The organism is Chromatiales bacterium 21-64-14 (assembly GCA_002255365.1).
Lineage (GTDB): Bacteria > Pseudomonadota > Gammaproteobacteria > 21-64-14 > 21-64-14 > 21-64-14.
Window position 1 is genome coordinate 1 of sequence record NCBI01000017.1, and the last position, 17,371, is coordinate 17,371.

14 protein-coding genes, 3 tRNA genes and 1 pseudogene are annotated in these 17,371 nt (G+C 64.8%); 13 read left to right on the forward strand and 5 right to left on the reverse strand.

All coding sequences use genetic code 11. The features are described 5' to 3' along the window. The 5 genes from B7Z66_09230 to B7Z66_09250 form a co-directional block, all read right to left on the reverse strand. A partial coding sequence (locus B7Z66_09230) for a hypothetical protein (GenBank protein ID OYV76257.1) occupies window positions 1–416 on the reverse strand: 416 nt, incomplete at its 3' end. Between the two features lie 162 nt (window positions 417–578). Then, window positions 579–1,124, reverse strand: coding sequence for a hypothetical protein (locus tag B7Z66_09235; GenBank protein OYV76258.1), 546 nt, complete (start codon window positions 1,122–1,124; stop codon window positions 579–581). 175 nt (window positions 1,125–1,299) lie between these two features. Beyond that, window positions 1,300–1,375 (reverse strand) — tRNA-Asn (locus tag B7Z66_09240). A gap of 68 nt (window positions 1,376–1,443) precedes the next feature. Beyond that, the gene (locus tag B7Z66_09245; GenBank protein OYV76259.1) at window positions 1,444–2,016 is read right to left on the reverse strand and encodes a hypothetical protein; all 573 of its coding nucleotides are present in this window, start codon (window positions 2,014–2,016) and stop codon (window positions 1,444–1,446) included. Window positions 2,017–2,200: 184 nt separating this feature from the next. Next, window positions 2,201–3,403: an aspartate aminotransferase gene (locus B7Z66_09250; protein OYV76260.1), complete on the reverse strand. Its 1,203-nt coding sequence runs from the start codon at window positions 3,401–3,403 to the stop codon at window positions 2,201–2,203. Between the two features lie 173 nt (window positions 3,404–3,576). Between B7Z66_09250 and B7Z66_09255 the strand changes: the two genes are divergently transcribed. From B7Z66_09255 to B7Z66_09315, 13 genes and pseudogenes are all read left to right on the forward strand, one after another. Beyond that, on the forward strand, window positions 3,577–5,601 hold the full coding sequence (locus B7Z66_09255; protein ID OYV76261.1) for an excinuclease ABC subunit B: 2,025 nt from the start codon (window positions 3,577–3,579) through the stop codon (window positions 5,599–5,601). A gap of 114 nt (window positions 5,602–5,715) precedes the next feature. After that, a tRNA-Val gene (locus B7Z66_09260) sits at window positions 5,716–5,792 on the forward strand. 163 nt (window positions 5,793–5,955) lie between these two features. Further along, window positions 5,956–7,881, forward strand: coding sequence for a threonine--tRNA ligase (locus B7Z66_09265; protein OYV76262.1), 1,926 nt, complete (start codon window positions 5,956–5,958; stop codon window positions 7,879–7,881). Between the two features lie 27 nt (window positions 7,882–7,908). Then, a complete protein-coding gene (locus tag B7Z66_09270) occupies window positions 7,909–8,403 on the forward strand; it encodes a translation initiation factor IF-3 (GenBank protein ID OYV76263.1) in 495 nt (164 codons plus the stop codon). Between the two features lie 90 nt (window positions 8,404–8,493). Then, window positions 8,494–8,691 (forward strand): 50S ribosomal protein L35, encoded by a 198-nt coding sequence (locus B7Z66_09275; GenBank protein ID OYV76264.1) that lies wholly within the window; start codon window positions 8,494–8,496, stop codon window positions 8,689–8,691. Between the two features lie 29 nt (window positions 8,692–8,720). Next, a complete protein-coding gene (locus B7Z66_09280) occupies window positions 8,721–9,083 on the forward strand; it encodes a 50S ribosomal protein L20 (protein ID OYV76265.1) in 363 nt (120 codons plus the stop codon). 126 nt (window positions 9,084–9,209) lie between these two features. After that, window positions 9,210–10,301 (forward strand): phenylalanine--tRNA ligase subunit alpha, encoded by a 1,092-nt coding sequence (locus tag B7Z66_09285; GenBank protein ID OYV76266.1) that lies wholly within the window; start codon window positions 9,210–9,212, stop codon window positions 10,299–10,301. A 135-nt stretch (window positions 10,302–10,436) separates the two neighbouring features. Continuing rightward, window positions 10,437–12,687 (forward strand): annotated as a pseudogene (locus B7Z66_09290) (phenylalanine--tRNA ligase subunit beta). 3 nt (window positions 12,688–12,690) lie between these two features. Next, window positions 12,691–12,990 carry an integration host factor subunit alpha gene (locus tag B7Z66_09295; GenBank protein ID OYV76267.1) on the forward strand — a complete coding sequence of 100 codons (300 nt, stop codon included), beginning with the start codon at window positions 12,691–12,693 and terminating at the stop codon, window positions 12,988–12,990. Further along, window positions 12,971–13,327 (forward strand): transcriptional regulator, encoded by a 357-nt coding sequence (locus B7Z66_09300; GenBank protein ID OYV76268.1) that lies wholly within the window; start codon window positions 12,971–12,973, stop codon window positions 13,325–13,327. Before B7Z66_09295 ends, B7Z66_09300 begins: the two co-directional genes overlap by 20 nt. Window positions 13,328–13,398: 71 nt before the next feature. Next, window positions 13,399–13,475 (forward strand) — tRNA-Pro (locus tag B7Z66_09305). Between the two features lie 1,226 nt (window positions 13,476–14,701). Then, window positions 14,702–16,546: a hypothetical protein gene (locus B7Z66_09310; GenBank protein OYV76269.1), complete on the forward strand. Its 1,845-nt coding sequence runs from the start codon at window positions 14,702–14,704 to the stop codon at window positions 16,544–16,546. Window positions 16,547–16,620: 74 nt separating this feature from the next. Then, window positions 16,621–17,370, forward strand: coding sequence for a hypothetical protein (locus B7Z66_09315; protein OYV76270.1), 750 nt, complete (start codon window positions 16,621–16,623; stop codon window positions 17,368–17,370). The last annotated feature ends 1 nt before the right edge of the window (window position 17,371 follow it).

A 17,371-nucleotide genomic window follows, 5' to 3' on the forward strand; every position in this document is an offset into this window, starting at 1 on the left:
CCGGTGATGGGCAGGTAGACGTTCAGCCGCGCATCGAATCGCTTGCCGAGCCATTCCATACCCACCGTAGCTTGGTCGAAGAAGTGACCGGCCGCGTGGCGGTGGTCGTAGTAGACATAGCCGCCCAGGACCCCGCGCCCCGGAATCAGGTGTCGCAGACCCACAGCCAGATTGTATTCCTGGGTGGCACTGCTGGAGTTCGTGGCCCTCAGATCGGCGAACCAGAGCGTTCCGTCCCGCCAGAGCAATGGAGCCAGGATCTCCGTGGTCTTGAGGCTGCGCCCGCCCCCACCGTGCAGGCCGAGGTAGAGTTGCGGTGATACCGCTGCGGCGGCGACGGACGAAATCAGCACGGCGGCAAGGGCCCCTGTTGCCAACCGGGTCAGAATCTTCCATTTGTACCCAAAAAGTACCATATGTAGTAGTCGATTTTAGAAACTGTGACCGTATTCGCGGTATCGGCAGGAAATATAGCGGCAGGAATGGGGTTTTTCTGATGTAACCACCATCTAAAACAGCTGACGCCACGCAGACCACGCCGGTCCGTAGGCCGCCTCGGCGGGTATTCCTGCCACGCGCTATTGGCACAGTGGGTCGATCGTCGAGATTCCGAGCATCCAGGTTTTGACGTAGAGACGCGGTACGGTTTTTCCGTTGTGCGGGTCGACGAGGTGCCACCCGCCCTGGTTGTCGCGTTGCAGTTCAATACGGCATTGGTGGTAGGTCCGGAAGATGGCGTTGGAAAGATAGCGGATAACGAGATTTCCGCGGTCGCTCTTCTGATCTATGCGCCCTCGAAGCGTAATGAAGTCGAGTCCGCGTTGGTGGGTTAACACAATTCCCTGCGCGTCTTCGAGGCGCTGGAGCGGATAGGCTCTGCGTACGATGCGCGCCGGACCGTTGGGGTTTGGGTAGTTCGTGACGATGGAGATTCCAAGCACATGCCCGTCTGCCGCGATGGTCAGGCCAAGGTTACTGACGCTCGAGTCGTGGTCGTTAGCGATACTGGCAATTTGCAGCGTCTGGGTTGGTGCTGGTTGCGCGAGCTGCGCAAGCGCGGATGGTGACGTCAGCAGACAGAAGGTGATTGCCAATAGCAGCGTGGCATTTGAACGTTGCAGCATGGATCTCCGACCTCTTGTTTGTTGAACGCTATCGGTTTGCGCGATTTCGCAAGTGCTGGCGGCGGGATGTTGGCGTTGGTAGCGCCGCGGCCGGAGTCTATGGACCACGGTGCGGTGTGGCGGAATACCGGGACACCGGGCGAGGCCTCCCGGTTTCCCACTGCGTCGGACGGATTGGCTCCCCGGGACGGACTCGAACCGCCGACCCGGTGATTAACAGTCACCTGCTCTACCGACTGAGCTACCGGGGAATGGTGCGTGCTTGAAGGGTGGGAATAGTACTGGATCCCGGCGTTTAGGGTCAATAGAGGGCGGCCGGTTACGGCGGACAGTGCAGCGCGCCGCCGCCCGCGGTGCGCCGGGCGAGGCGCGGTCGCCCGCTGTTGGAGACGATCAGGGCGCGGGCGTGGGCGGGCCCGCGCGCGTCACAGAAGGTCACGGTGAGATTGCTGCCCCCGGCGGTGCCCAGGGGCTGATACACGATGCGACGCCGCGCCCGGGCGGAGGTGGCGGAGAGCCCGGCGGCCAGCGGCCCGTGGGTCCATAGCACTGGCTCTGCCCCATCCCGGTCGCGGTTGCGGTTGGTATCGACGAAGACCATCCAACCCTGGTGCCATTCTGGGACCGGGAGGCAGGCGTTCCCATCCTGACTCGGGCACAGCGCCACCCGCCGGAAGCGGGAGACCGCGGTGTTCCGCGCCAGGGCCAGATCGTGGACCAGGGCGTTAACCGCGGTACTGCGGCGGGTATCGAGCACCAGCCAGCGGAACGTAGGGATCGCGACGCTGGCCAGGACGACGCTCACCGCCAGGGTGGTGAGCAGTTCGAGGAAGGTCAATCCGCGGGATTCCGACGGCGGGCGCCGCCGCTTGGTGGGGACGAGGGTATGCATGCCGACCTCCTTGTTGGCATTGGGGCTGCGCCGGGATGTTCCCGCCGGCGTGTTCCGTTTGCGGGGGGCTTCCTGCCCCCCGTGCTTACACTACCGCTTCCGGCCCCGGCCCGCATAGGGGCGGTTGGCGGTCCGGTTGTTGGGGCGCGAGGCCCCCAGGGTCCGCGTGTCCCGCCCCGCGGGCTCAGTCGAGACCCGGGAGGGCCTGCGGCAGGGCCGCGCGGATCCGGGTGACTGCCTCTTTCAGGTTCTCCATGCTGGTGGCGTAGGACAGGCGCAGGTGCCCCGGCGCGCCGAACGCGGAGCCCGGCACCACGGCAACCTCTGCCTTGGCGAGCAGAAATTCCGCCAGGGCCACGTCGTTGGCCAGACCCTGGGCCTCGATGACCTCCTCCAGGTTCGGAAAGCAATAGAAGGTGCCCTGGCAGGGTAGGCAGTCCACGCCGGGCAGGGCGTTCAGGGCCTCCACGATGAAGTCGTGGCGTTGCTTGAAGGCCTTGCGCATGGACAGGATGCAGGACTGGTCCCCCTCCAGGGCGGCCTGGGCCGCGACCTGAGAGATGGATGAGGGATTCGATGTGCTCTGCGACTGAATGTTCTTCATCGCTCCGATCAGTTCCGCCGGCCCGCCCGCGTAGCCGATGCGCCAGCCGGTCATCGCATAGGCCTTGGAGACGCCGTTGAGCACGATGCTGCGCGGCATCAGATCCGGGCACACGTTCACCAGATTGGCGAACGGCTCGTCGGTCCAGAGGATATGCTCGTACATGTCATCGGTGGCCACCATCACCTGCGGATGGCGCAGCAGCACGCTGGCCAGTGCGGCGAGTTCGGCGTGGCTGTAGGCGATGCCCGTGGGATTGGACGGGCTGTTGAGTACCAGCAGCCGGGTGCGCGGGGTGATCGCCGCTTCGAGCTGCTCCGGCGTGATCCTGAATCCGTGGTCCATGGAGGCGGCCACGATCACCGGCACCGCGTCCGCCAGCAGCACGATGTCCGGGTAGGAGACCCAGTAGGGCGCCGGGATGATGACCTCGTCCCCGGCGTTGAGCAGCGCCTGGGCCAGATTGTAGAAGCTCTGCTTGCCGCCGCAGGAGACCAGGATCTGCCGCGGCTCGAATTGCAGGCCGTTTTCGCGCTCGAACTTCGCGGCGATGGCCTTCTTGAGGCTCGGGGCGCCATCCACCGGGGTGTATTTGGTGTAGCCGTCGTGGATCGCGCGGATCGCGGCTTCCTTGATGTGGTCCGGAGTGTCGAAGTCCGGCTCGCCGGCACCCAGCCCGATGATGTTGCGCCCGGCGGCGCGCAGTTCCGCCGCCCGCGCGGTGACCGCCAGGGTGGGAGAAGGCTTGATCCTCTGTACCCGGTCAGAAAGGGTTATGTGCATAGCGGTTCGTCAGGTCCTGATGATGAGTGCCCCGCACGGCGGATCTCCCGGCCGGCGGCGGCCGTGCCGGAGCCGGGCGTGGCGGCCCCTCAGGGGTCCAGCGGCGCGGCGTTCGTTCGTGGCAGGGGCCTGACGGTATAATACTGAAACCGCGCCGCGACCAGAATCCCCAGATGCGACCTCTCCAGATCCATTCCTCCATGTCCCCCGCGGGCGACCAGCCCGAGGCCATCCGTCAACTGGTGGACGGGCTGGAGTCCGGGCTGATGTACCAGACCCTGCTGGGGGTCACCGGGTCCGGCAAGACCTTTACGATTGCCAACGCCATCCAGGCGGTCCAGCGCCCGACCCTGGTGCTGGCGCCCAACAAGACCCTGGCGGCCCAGCTCTACTCGGAGATGCGGGAGTTCTTCCCCCACAATGCGGTTGAGTATTTCGTCTCCTACTACGATTACTACCAGCCGGAGGCCTATGTCCCCACCACCGATACCTATATCGAGAAGGACGCCTCCATCAACGAGCACATCGAGCAGATGCGCCTGTCCGCTACCAAGGCAGTGCTGGAGCGGCCCGACACCATCATCGTGGCCACGGTGTCGTCCATCTATGGCCTGGGGGACCCCAAGTCCTATTTGAGCATGGTCCTGCACCTCAAGCGCGGCGATACGGTGGATCAGCGCGCGGTGCTGCGCCGCTTGGCTGAATTGCAGTACACCCGCAACGACGCGGAACTGCGCCGTGGCACCTTCCGGGTGCGTGGCGACGTGCTGGACATCTTCCCGGCCGAGTCCGATCGCGAGGCGGTGCGCGTGGAGCTGTTCGACGAGGAGATCGAGGCCATCAGCCTGTTCGATCCTCTCACCGGTGAGGTGACGCGGCGGGTGCCGCGCTACACCGTCTACCCGAAGACCCACTATGTCACGCCGCGACGCACGGTGCTGGACGCGGTGGAGGCGATCAAGGCGGAGCTCAAAGAGCGCCTCGAGCAGCTCTACGGCGCAAACAAATTGGTCGAGGCGCAACGCCTGGAGCAACGCACGCGCTTTGACCTGGAAATGATGACGGAGCTGGGCTACTGCTCCGGCATCGAGAACTACTCGCGCCACCTTACGGGCCGCAGCGCAGGCGCGCCCCCACCGACCCTGTTCGACTATCTGCCGGACAACGCGCTGCTGGTGATCGATGAGAGTCATATCACCATCCCGCAGCTCGGCGGCATGTACCGGGGCGACCGCTCGCGCAAGGAGAACCTGGTGGAATACGGGTTCCGGCTGCCCTCGGCTTTGGACAACCGGCCGCTGCGTTTCGACGAATTCGAGGCCATCGCGCCCCAGACCGTCTTCGTGTCCGCGACACCGCGTTCCTACGAACATGAACACGCCGACCGGGTGGTGGAGCAGGTGGTGCGGCCCACCGGGCTGGTGGATCCGGAGGTGGAGGTGCGACCCGCCGCCAGCCAGGTGGATGACCTGCTCTCCGAGATCCGCCTGCGGGTGGCGGCCGAGGAGCGGGTGCTGGTGACCACCCTGACCAAGCGCATGGCGGAGGACCTCACTGAATACCTGCAAGAGCATGGGGTCCGGGTGCGCTACCTGCACTCGGACATCGACACGGTGGAACGGGTGGAGATCATCCGCGACCTGCGCCTGGGACGCTTCGACGTACTGGTGGGCATCAATCTGCTGCGCGAGGGCCTGGATATGCCGGAGGTCTCCCTGGTGGCGATCCTGGACGCGGACAAGGAGGGGTTCTTGCGCTCCGAGGGTTCGCTGATCCAGACCATGGGCCGGGCGGCGCGCAACCTCCACGGCAAGGCGATCCTGTACGCGGACCGGGTCACCGGTTCCATGGAACGGGCCATCGCGGAGACCGAACGCCGGCGCGGTGTGCAGGTCGCCTATAACGAGGCCCATGGGATCACGCCGCGCACCGTGGAGAAGCGGATCCGGGACATTCTCGACGTGGCCGACGACCGACCCTTGCCGGCGGAGGACTATGCGCGGGTCGCGGAGGAGATGATCGCCTATGGTGGTGCGTCGCCGGAGAAGCTCGCCCAGCGGATCCGCGCCCTGGAGCAGCAGATGCACCGCCATGCCCGGGACCTGGAGTTCGAAGCAGCGGCGCGGGTGCGGGACGAGATCCGCAAGATCGAGCAATACGGCCTGGGCCTGCCGGAGCAGGCGCCGGCGGACGGTTAGTCCGGGATCGCGCCCTGGCCGGCGATTCAACCCCGCGGATTCATTTATTTAGGTGGGGACCGGGCCCACGGCTTGTCTTGGACGCGGTGCCCCGGTATTGTATCCCACCTCTGGAGGCGCGTAGCTCAGCTGGTTAGAGCACCACCTTGACATGGTGGGGGTCGTTGGTTCGAGTCCAATCGCGCCTACCAATTCGACCAAGGCTTCGGTTCATTATACTGATTCGCGGACAGTCCTGCGGTCCGGCAATGGTGCATCCTCGCGCCACGCGTCGGCCAGGGTGCTGGCACGTGCGAGCGCTCCACGACAGCAACCATGTGACCTCTCGTATTGGTCACCACTGGAGAAGGCCCTGTGCCGACTATCACCCTTCCGGATGGGAGTGAACGCCGCTTCGACGGCCCGGTGACCGTGGATGTGGTAGCGCAGTCCATCGGGCCCGGGCTGGCGCGCGCCGCGCTGGCCGGCAAAGTGGACGACCGCCTGGTCGACACCTCCCACGTCATCGACCACGACGCCCGGCTCGCCATCGTCACCGATCGGGATCCGGAAGGCGTGGAGATCATCCGCCACTCCACCGCCCATCTACTCGCCCAGGCGGTGAAGGAGTTGTTCCCGGAGGCGCAGGTCACCATCGGCCCGGTGATCGAGGACGGGTTCTACTATGATTTCGCCTACGAGAGGCCGTTTACTCCGGAGGATCTGGAGGCCATCGAACGGCGTATGGAGGCGGTGGCGGCGCGCGATCTCGCGGTCAGCCGCACGGTGATGCCCCGGGACGAGGCGGTAGCCTTCTTCCACGGGATCGGGGAGACCTACAAGGCACAGATCATCGCGGCGATTCCCCAGGCCGACGCGATTTCTCTCTACCGGCAGGGCGATTTCGTGGACCTGTGCCGCGGCCCCCATGTGCCCAGCACCGGCCGGCTCAAGGCCTTCAAGCTCACCAAGCTGGCGGGCGCCTATTGGCGCGGGGATTCCCGCAACGAGATGCTGCAACGCATCTACGGCACCGCCTGGGCGGACAAGAAGGCCCTCAAGGAATACCTGCACCGCCTGGAGGAGGCCGCCAAGCGCGATCACCGGCGTATCGGCCGCCAGTTGGAGCTGTTTCACCTCCAGGACGAGGCCCCTGGAATGGTGTTTTGGCACGACCGGGGCTGGCGGGTGTACCTCACCATCGAACACTACCTCCGTGCCAAGCTGCGCGCTCACGGGTATCAGGAGATTCACACCCCGGCGGTGCTGGACCGGTCCCTGTGGGAGAAGTCCGGCCATTGGGAGAAGTTCGCCGCGAATATGTTCACCACCCACTCGGAGAACCGCGACTACGCCATCAAGCCCATGAACTGCCCGGCCCACGTGCAGGTCTTCAATCAGGGGCTGAAGAGCTACCGGGATCTGCCCCTGCGGCTGGCGGAGTTCGGCTCCTGTCACCGCAACGAGCCCTCCGGAACCCTGCACGGGCTGATGCGGGTGCGCAATTTCACCCAGGACGATGCCCACATCTTTTGTACCGAGGCCCAGATCCAGGGCGAGGTGTCGGCCTTCATCGCGCTCTTGTTCGAGGTGTACCGGGATTTCGGGTTCGAGGAGGTGCTGGTGCGGCTCTCAACCCGCCCCGCGAACCGGGTGGGGGACGACGCGCTCTGGGATCAGGCGGAACTGGCCCTGGAGGAGTCCCTGAACGCCGCCGGGCTGGACTGGACCCTGCAACCCGGGGAGGGGGCCTTCTACGGGCCCAAGATCGAATTCTCCCTGCGCGACTGCCTGGCCCGGGTCTGGCAATTGGGGACCATTCAGCTCGATTTCTCCATGCCGGGCCGTTTGGGGGCCCACTATATCGCCGAGGATGGCAGCAAACGGGTCCCGGTCATGCTGCACCGGGCCATCCTGGGCTCGATGGAACGTTTCGTGGGGATCCTGCTGGAGCACTACGCGGGGGCCCTGCCGGCTTGGCTGGCCCCGGTCCAGGCGGCGGCCCTCACGATTACCGACCGCCACGCCCCCTACGCCAGGGAGGTGGAACAAAAGCTGATAAATCAGGGAATACGGGCCATTTCGGACTTGAGAAATGAGAAGATCGGCTTTAAAATCCGCGAGCATACTTTACAGCGGATTCCGTACTTGCTGGTCATTGGGGACCGGGAGCAGGAAACCGGTACGGTTGCCGTGCGCGCGCGCGGCGGTGAGGATTTGGGTTCAATGTCCGTAGCGGAGTTTGCCGGGCACCTCGCTGCTGAAATCGCGGATCACGGCTTTACTGTTTTGGAGGACTGACGCATCGCTGCCGATAAAGAGCATCGCATGAACGAGGACATTACGTCCCCGGAGGTTCGGCTCATTGGAGCCGAAGGCGAACAGGTAGGAGTCACTGCGCGGGAAGAAGCGCTGCGAATGGCGCTGGAAGCGGAGTTGGATCTCGTGGAGATCGCGCCCCAGGCGGAGCCGCCGGTCTGCCGGATCATGGACTACGGCAAGTTCCGGTTCGAGCAGAGCAAGAAGGCACACCAGGCGCGGCGCAAGCAGAAGCAGGTGCACCTCAAAGAGGTGAAGTTCCGGCCTGGAACCGACGAGGGTGATTACCAGATCAAGCTGCGCAATCTGGTGCGCTTTCTACAGAGCGGAGACAAGGCGAAGATCACCTTGCGTTTTCGCGGGCGCGAGATGGCGCATCAGGAACTGGGTCGCCAGCTGCTGCAGCGGGTCGAAGCGGATCTCAAGGAATTTGGGGAAGTGGAACAGTTCCCACGCATGGAGGGCCGGCAGATGATCATGCTGGTCACGCCTAAGCGCGCTTAGTCGGCGCCCGGGCGCTAGAGAACTACGGGTTCCGGGCGATGGCCCCACGGGGTGGCCCGGACAGGTCAAGGTACAGCGGGAGTTTTCGAGATGCCGAAGTTGAAGAGCAACCGGGGTGCGGCGAAGCGTTTTCGGCGCACCGCATCGGGTGGTTTCAAGTGCGCCCATTCACATCATCGTCACATCCTGACGAAGAAGAGCGCGAAGCGCAAACGCACCCTGTGTGCCACCTCCACGTTGCACAAAGTGGATGTGCCCGCGGTGCAGCGCATGTTGCCGTACAACTGACGGCCCGGATTCTCAAGAGGTAGCAGGTCATGCCGAGAGTAAAGCGAGGGGTTACCGCCCACGCCCGTCACAAGAAGTTGCTGGACAAGGCGAAGGGCTATTTCAATGCGCGCGGGAATGTGTACCGCGTAGCGAAGCAGGCGGTGACCAAGGCGGGCCAGTACGCCTACCGTGACCGGCGCCAGCGCAAACGCCAGTTCCGGGGTCTCTGGATCGTGCGGATCAACGCCGCGGCCCGGGAGAACGGCATGTCCTACAGCCGGTTCATGGACGGTTTGCACAAGGCCTCCATCGAGGTCGATCGCAAGGTCCTTGCGGATCTGGCGGTGTTCGACAAACCCGCGTTCTCCGTCCTTGCGGAGCAGGCCAAGGCCAGTCTGTCGGCTCATTGATGTTCGCCGCGGCGCGTGCCGCTGGCGTAGCGCCCCACGGGCGCCCGGACGGGGGGAAGGACTGGCCGCCTTTCCCCCGTTTTATTTGCAGGACCGGCACCGGCCCTGACGCGGGTCGCAGCGGGGATGGATCAGGAGGTGACCCGCGGTCCGGCACGGACCCTGCGGCGGGCACGCAGCGAAGGATTTACGGACATCGTGCAGGAAGAACTCGCGGATCTGCTGGCGCAGGCACAGGGGGAGATCGCCGTGGCGCCCTCGCTGCGGGAACTGGACCAGGTGCGGGTCCGGTATCTGGGCAAGAAGGGCGTGCTCACGGAACGCCTCAAGGCCCTCGGAGCACTGCCTGCCGATCAGCGTCCCGAGGCCGGCGCGGCTATCAACCGTGCCAAACAGGCGTTGCAGGAAACCCTGGACCGGCGCCGCACGGCGCTCGAACGGGACGCAGTGGACGCGCGGCTCGCCGGGGAACGGATCGATGTCACACTCCCCGGACGCGGCCAACACAGCGGTGGCCTGCACCCCGTCACCCGTACCCTGGAGCGCATCGAGCGGCTGTTCGCCGGGATCGGCTTCCATGTGGCGGAAGGTCCCGAGATCGAAGACGACTACCACAACTTCGAGGCCCTCAACATACCGCCCGAGCATCCGGCGCGGGCCATGCACGATACTTTCTATTTCGACGCCCATCGCCTGCTGCGCACGCATACCTCGCCGGTGCAGATCCGGGTAATGAAGGAGCGCAGCGCGCCGCTGCGCATCATCGCTCCGGGTCGCGTCTACCGCTGCGATTCCGATTTGACCCATACGCCGATGTTCCACCAGGTGGAAGGCCTGATGGTGGATGAGTCGGTGTGCTTCACGGATCTCAAGGGTCTGCTGGACGACTTCCTCTCACGGTTCTTCGAGCGTGACCTGCGAGTCCGCTTCCGTCCCTCCTATTTCCCCTTTACCGAACCCTCGGCGGAGGTGGATATGGAGTGCGTCATCTGCGGCGGCGGCGGCTGCCGGGTGTGCGGGGACAGCGGCTGGCTGGAGATCCTGGGTTGCGGGATGGTGCACCCGGAGGTGTTCGCCCACGTCGGCATCGACAGCGAGCGCTACACGGGGTTCGCCTTCGGGATGGGCGTGGAGCGGCTGGCGATGTTGCGCTACGGCGTGAATGACCTGCGGTTGTTCTTCGAGAACGACCTGCGGTTTTTGCGCCAATTCAACTGAGCAGGCGGGCGGCGGTTACATCGCTGACGCGCAACGGGGCGGTCCCGCTTTGGGGCGCCGTCTATCCGGCCAACGCGGGATGCGGGGTTGCGCGGAGCCGGCACCGCATTGCGGTTGTGGATACGAGCGGATGGTATGAAATTCAGCGAACGATGGTTGCGGGAATGGGTGGATCCGCCGGTCTCCACGGAGACCCTGGCGGAACAGCTCACCATGGCGGGGTTGGAGGTGGACTCCGTGCGCCCCGCTGCGCCCGGGTTCGAAGGAATCGTAGTGGGGGAGATCCTGTCGGCCGGACCCCATCCCGACGCGGAGCGTCTTCAGGTCTGCCAGGTGGCGGCAGGGGCTGACCCGGTCCAGGTGGTGTGCGGTGCGCCCAATGCCCGGGCTGGGTTGCGGGTCCCCTTCGCGGTGGTCGACGCGCGCCTGCCGGATGGCACCCGCATCCGGCGCGCACGGCTGCGCGGGGTGGAGTCCTTCGGAATGTTGTGCTCGGCCCGGGAACTGGGGCTGAGCGAGGAGGCGGCGGGGCTTCTGGAACTGCCGCCGGATGCGCCACCGGGGGCCGATCTGCGCGACTATCTGGGTCTGAACGACCAAGTGCTGGAGGTGGATCTGACCCCCAACCGCGGCGACTGCCTGGGGATCGCTGGTATCGCGCGGGAGGTAGGGGTGTTGAACCGCTGTGCGGTGCGCGCGCCAGAGTGGACGCCGGTACGCGCCGGGATCGAGGACCGTTTCCCGGTGGTGGTGGACGCGCCCGCGGATTGTCCGCGCTACTTGGGTCGGGTGATCCGTGGCATGGATCCCGCCGCCCGGACGCCCGTGTGGATGCGTGCGGCGCGCGCGTGCGGGGGAGGCGCTGACCCTCCTGGACGGGCGCGACGTGGAACTGGACGATGCGACCCTGGTGATCGCCGACCGCGGCCGGGTGTTGGCCCTGGCGGGGATCATGGGCGGGGAGGGTTCCGGTGTCGGGGCAGCGACCCGCGACCTGTTCCTCGAATGCGCCTACTTCACCCCTCAGGCGATCGGCGGGCGTGCGCGCCGTTACGGGCTGCATACCGACGCCTCTCACCGCTTCGAGCGTGGGGTGGATCCGCGACTCCAGTCGCAGGCCATGGAGCGTGCCACGGGGCTCCTGGTGGAGATCGGAGGGGGGAGCGCGGGCCCGGTGGTGGAAGTGTGCTCCGAGACGCATCTACCGGCGCGCGTGCCGGTGGTCCTGCGCCGGGATCGGATCCGGCGCGTGTTGGGGGTGGGTCTTCCCGACCCGGAGGTGGAGGAGATCCTGACCCGGCTCGGCATGGAGGTGGCGCCGCAGCCCGCGGGCTGGCGGGTCACGCCCCCCAGTCACCGCTTCGATCTGGCCCGCGAGGTGGATCTGATCGAAGAGCTGGCGCGGATCCACGGGTACGACCGGCTCCCGAGCACCCGGACCTCTGGGGATCTGGCCTTGGCGCCGGCCCCGGAAGGGCGGGTGGACCTGACCCGCATGCGCCAACTCCTGGTGGACCGCGGGTATCAGGAGACCATCACCTACAGCTTCGTCGACCCGGTGCTGCAGCGGCGGCTCGACCCGGAGCACCCCCCGGTGGCCCTGGCGAACCCGCTGTCCGCGGATCTTTCCGTGATGCGAACCAGCCTGTGGCCAGCGCTGCTGAAGGTTCTGATCTACAATCAGAATCGGCAACAAGGCCGGGTCCGCATCTTCGAGTCAGGACTAAGATTTATTCAGCAAACTACCGATATAAAACAGGAAAGGGCCATCTCCGGTTTGGTTTCGGGCGGGGCCGCCCTGCCGGAACAGTGGGGGTCTAAGTCCCAAGCCGTTGATTTTTACGACGTGAAAGGGGACCTGGAGGCGCTGTTGGGATTGACGGGCCGGGGCGGGCACTTTATCTTTAAGCCGACACCTCATCCCGCCCTGCATCCGGGGCAGTCGGTACAGATCGAGTGCGCGGGGGTTGCGGTGGGGTGGTTCGGAGCGCTTCACCCAGAATTACTAGGGGAACTGGGGCTTGCGGATCGGGTCTTCCTGTTTGAACTGGACCTTGCGCAAATCGAACCGGCCCGGATCCCCGTCTTTCAGGAGTTGTCCCGTTTTCCAGCGATTCGCCGTGACCTGGCGGTGGTCGTGGATGAGGCGGTAAGCGCGGCGGCGGTACGGGAATGTATCGTGCGTCACGCACCGGCCTCCCTCCAAGACCTGATCGTATTCGACGTGTATCGTGGCCAAGGCGTAGAACCAAGTCGAAAAAGTATCGCTGTTGGATTGATTTTTCAGGAATCTTCGCGCACCCTTACTGACCAGGACATCGACGCCATCATCGCGGGGGTGGTGGTGGGGCTTGAACAACAACTGGGTGCTACGTTGAGAGGATAGACGATGGCACTGACCAAGGCGGAAATGGCCGAAAGGCTTTTCGAAGAACTCGGGCTGAACAAGCGTGAGGCCAAGGACCTGGTGGAGATGTTCTTTGAGGAGGTCCGTGCGGCGCTTGAGGACGGGCAGGCGGTGAAGCTGTCCGGGTTTGGAAACTTCAGCTTGCGGGACAAGAATGAGCGCCCGGGGCGCAACCCCAAGACGGGCGAAGAAATCCCGATCACGGCCCGGCGGGTGGTTACCTTCCGGCCCGGTCAAAAACTCAAGGCCCGGGTAGAAGCCTATGCTGGAACCCAGCAATAACAACGAACTGCCACCGATCCCCGCCAAGCGGTATTTCACCATCGGGGAGGTGAGCGAGCTGTGCGGGGTCAAGCCCCACGTGCTTCGTTACTGGGAGCAGGAATTCCCGCAGCTCAAGCCGGTGAAGCGGCGCGGCAACCGGCGCTACTATCAGCACCAGGACGTGCTGATGATCCGTCAGATCCGCAATCTGCTGTATGACCAGGGGTTCACCATCAGTGGTGCCCGTCAGCAGATGACCGGCCATCACGCCCGGGAAGACAGCCAGCGCAGTTATCAGATCATCCGCCAGTTGCGCATGGAACTGGAAGAACTGCTGCAGGAACTGAAACGCTGAAGGCGTTCCCGGTCCGTTCCCATCGCGTGTCCTGCTGGGGTATCATGGCCCCGCCAGATTGAAGTCACTCTCGGGGCGTAGCGCAGCCTGGTAGCGCACCTGAATGGGGTTCAGGTGGTCGGAGGTTCAAATCCTCTCGCCCCGACCAACATCCGCAGTTTCTCTCGTATCGGTGGACATCCAGCAGCGCGGTTTCACGCGACTGCGTTGGGCGCTCGGATTCCCGGCCCGCCGGCAGGGCCGGCGGGCGCTCGGCGGGCGGGATGTCCACTGGACATCCCGCGGGTCCGTCTCACCCTCTCGCCCCGCCCAACATCCGCAGTTTCGCTCGTATCGGTGGACATCCAGCAGCGCGATTTCGCGCGACTGCGTTGGGCGCTCGGATTCCCGGCCCGCCGGCAGGGCCGGCGGGCCCCAGCGGCTCGCGTACGGGTACCACTTGCCTCCCGTCACCGCGGTCTGTATCATTGACTCCGCATTTCCATCCGTGCCCACGACGCCAACGGTCATTCGAGCGGTTCCGTAATGGCCCGGAGGTCCCTCCCCGGACACCGGGATTCAGGATTGTGGAGGGCAGGAGCGCCTCGCCCGTGATCACCCACTTGAGCACAACACACGTCTATCACGGCCGCCGGCATGACGGCGCCGGTCGACGCTTCGTCGTGCTGTTGGTGCTGTTTTCATGGGTAAGCTGGCTCCTTGCCTGCCCACCGACGTTGGCGGGGCTCGCCGGCAACCTTCCGGGCGGCGCTGCGCGGGTGATTCAGGCCGTGACAGCGCACTCGCACGCGGGAACGGGCAATGATGTTTGTTGTACCGTGTTCCAGCATGTGTCCGTGCTCCAGCGATCCTCCGGTCCCGACATGAATCCGGGCGCCGCCCTTTCCTGGGTGTTGCTGTCCGTATTCGCCCTGTGGGCAGCCCTGCGCCTGGGGCGGACCGAGGCCGTCAGGATTCCGGGCAGTCCACTTCTCCCACCCCCCCGGCGCCGACGCTCGCCGTCTGCCGGACGACTCTGGCCCCACGCCCCTCCCTGCTAGTCCCACAACAGCGGGACGCCCGGCTGCTCCAACGTTCCGGCGGCTGAATCACGCGGCGCATCGCGTTGGACGCGGGTAGCCCGCGACCCCGTTCCATTCGTTTTCCGCGCTCCGTGGCCGAGCGCTTACTCCGGGCCACCTTGGCCTGAGAGCCCGTCCGAGTCATCCACGCCGGGCGAGGCGCGTGCGACCCGAGGACCGGTTCGACGTTGCCACCGCGTCATGATGAATCGGACGGGCTCTCAGGGAGCGTTGCAATCCAGTACGAGGGACCCGGGGATCGCCGGCGGAAGCTGCGGCGGTGTGGTCATCCATCGACAACGAGGCATTAGCGATGAGCAAGCGAATCTGGATTCCACTCGATGCCCACGGGCTGAGCCGTCGCCGTTTCGTGCACGGTCTCGCGGCGGGCGCTGCCGTCACTGCGCTGGCGCCTTGGTTTCCGCGCAGCGCCCACGCGGCAGGGGCGCCGGCCGGGACGTTCGGTATCCCCGAGCTGTCCGGAACCGAATTCGACCTGACGATTGGGCCTAGCCGCGTGAATATCACCGGTAGGCCGCGCGTGGCAACGCTGGTGAACGGATTGATTCCAGGGCCGTTGCTGCGCTGGCGTGAGGGTGACACGGTTACTATGCGGGTGCGCAACCGTTTGAACAGGTCCACCTCCATCCATTGGCACGGGATCCGTCCGCCGACGCAGTTCGACGGCGTTCCGGGCATCAGTTTCCCCGGTATCGCGCCCGGCGAAACGTTTGTCTACCGGTTCAAGGTGGAGCAGAGCGGTACCTATTGGTATCACAGCCACAGCGGGTTCCAGGAACAGACCGGACTCTACGGCCCATTGATCGTGACGCCGCGTGGCGAGGACCCGGTGAAGGCCGATCGCGACTACGTGATCATGTTGAACGACTGGACCGACGAAAATCCGGATGACGTGTATGCGCATCTGAAGCAGATGAGCGACTACTACAACTATCACCGGCGCACCATCGGGACCTTCTTCGACGACGTTGAGAAGGAGGGGCTGACGGCGACCCTGAAGAACCGGTCCGCCTGGGGGATGATGCGCATGAGCCCGCGCGACATCTCGGACGTGAGTGGCGCCACGTACACGTACCTGGTCAATGGCCAGCCTCCGGCGGCGAATTGGACCGGCCTGTTCAAGCCCGGTGAGAAGGTCCGGCTCCGCTTCATCAACGGTTCCTCGATGACGTATTTCGATGTGCGTATTCCCGGCCTGAAAATGACGGTGGTGCAGGCGGACGCCAATAACGTGGAGCCTGTGAGCGTGGATGAATTCCGGATCGGCGTGGCAGAGACCTACGATGTGCTGGTAGAGCCGACGGACGATGCCTATACCATTTTCGCCGAGGCGATGGACCGCAGCGGCTATGCGCGTGCCACGCTGGCGGTCCGGTCCGGGCTGCAGGCGCCGGTTCCACCGCTGGATCCCGTATTCAACCGCACCATGACGGACATGGGGATGCCGCCCGGCATGAAGATGGGGGGCGGCGGAAAGATGAGTGGCATGAGCGGCATGAGCGGCATGAGCGGCATGAGCGGCATGAGTGGCATGAGTGGCATGAGCGGCATGAAACCGATGGGCCGGGCGAGGCCCGGAAAATCGGGCGAGACCGCCTATCCCCAGCCCCAGGATGTCCATCTGGAACTCGGACCCGCGGTGGTCAACATCGCGATGGATCCCACCGAACGCCTGGACACCCCGGGTGACGGCCTCGACCACAACGGACGCAAGGTCCTGACCTATGCCGATCTGGTCCGCCTGGATGTCGGTCCGCAGAATGCACCCTTTGTCACCCGCGATCCGGATGCCGAGGTGCTGCTGCACCTGACCGGAAACATGGACCGCTACATCTTCGGTTTCAACGGCCTGACCTACGATCAGAGCCAGCCGGTGAGATTTCCCCACGGGCAGCGCATCCGGGTGACACTGATCAACGACACCATGATGGAACACCCGATCCATTTGCACGGACTGTGGAGCGAACTGGAAAACCACCACGGCCGGCTGCGCCCGCTCAAGCACACGATCAGCGTCAAGCCAGGTGAAAAGTTGCACTATTACGTGAACGCCGATGCCCTTGGGCGATGGGCGTATCACTGCCACCTGCTCTATCACATGGAGGCGGGGATGTTTACCTCCGCGGTAGTGGCATGATGCGGTTCGCGGACGGGAGTCAATGTCCGGGCGGTGGCCCGGCGGGTGAAACGCAGCACCGACAGGATAATGCCATGCGAAGACCTATCCAGTGGTACGCCGCGGCCCTCGCACTGGGCCTGCTGCTCGGCCCCGTAGCGTATGCGCAGCAGCCGACGAAACCCGGTTGGCCGCAGCCGGTGCAGAACAACCTGCCTTACTCCTATTGGGCTTTGAACCAGAACGAACTGCGGACCTGGGACGGGAATTCCACCTATCGCTGGGAAGGGGAAGGTTGGTACGGCGGGAATATCAACCGGGCTTGGTTCAAGACCGAGGGCAATCTGGATACGACAACGGGAAAGGTGGACGAAGGGGAACTCCAGGCGCTCTATTCGCGCGCCATCACGCGCTATTTCGACCTGCAGACCGGGGTTCGATACGACTTCAAGCCCGGACCATCCCGGGGCTGGGGCGCGTTCGGGGTCCAGGGACTGGCGCCCTATTTCTTCGAGGTGGCGGCGACCGGATTCGTCAGCAATGACGGATATTTTGCCGCGCGACTGGAGGGTTCGTATGACTTGTTGATCACGCAGCGCCTGATCTTGCAGCCACAGGCGGAGCTCAATTTCTACACCAAGAGCGATCCACGCCGGCGGATCGGATCGGGGTTGGAGAGCCTCGACAGCGGGCTGCGGCTACGCTATGAAATCCGCCGTCAGTTTGCGCCTTATATCGGCGTTACGTACGAGAAGAAGTACGGAAGGAGTGCCGATTATGCGCGCCAGGATGGAGCATCAGTGGAAGACCTCCGGTTCGTCACCGGCATACGGTTGTGGTTCTGAG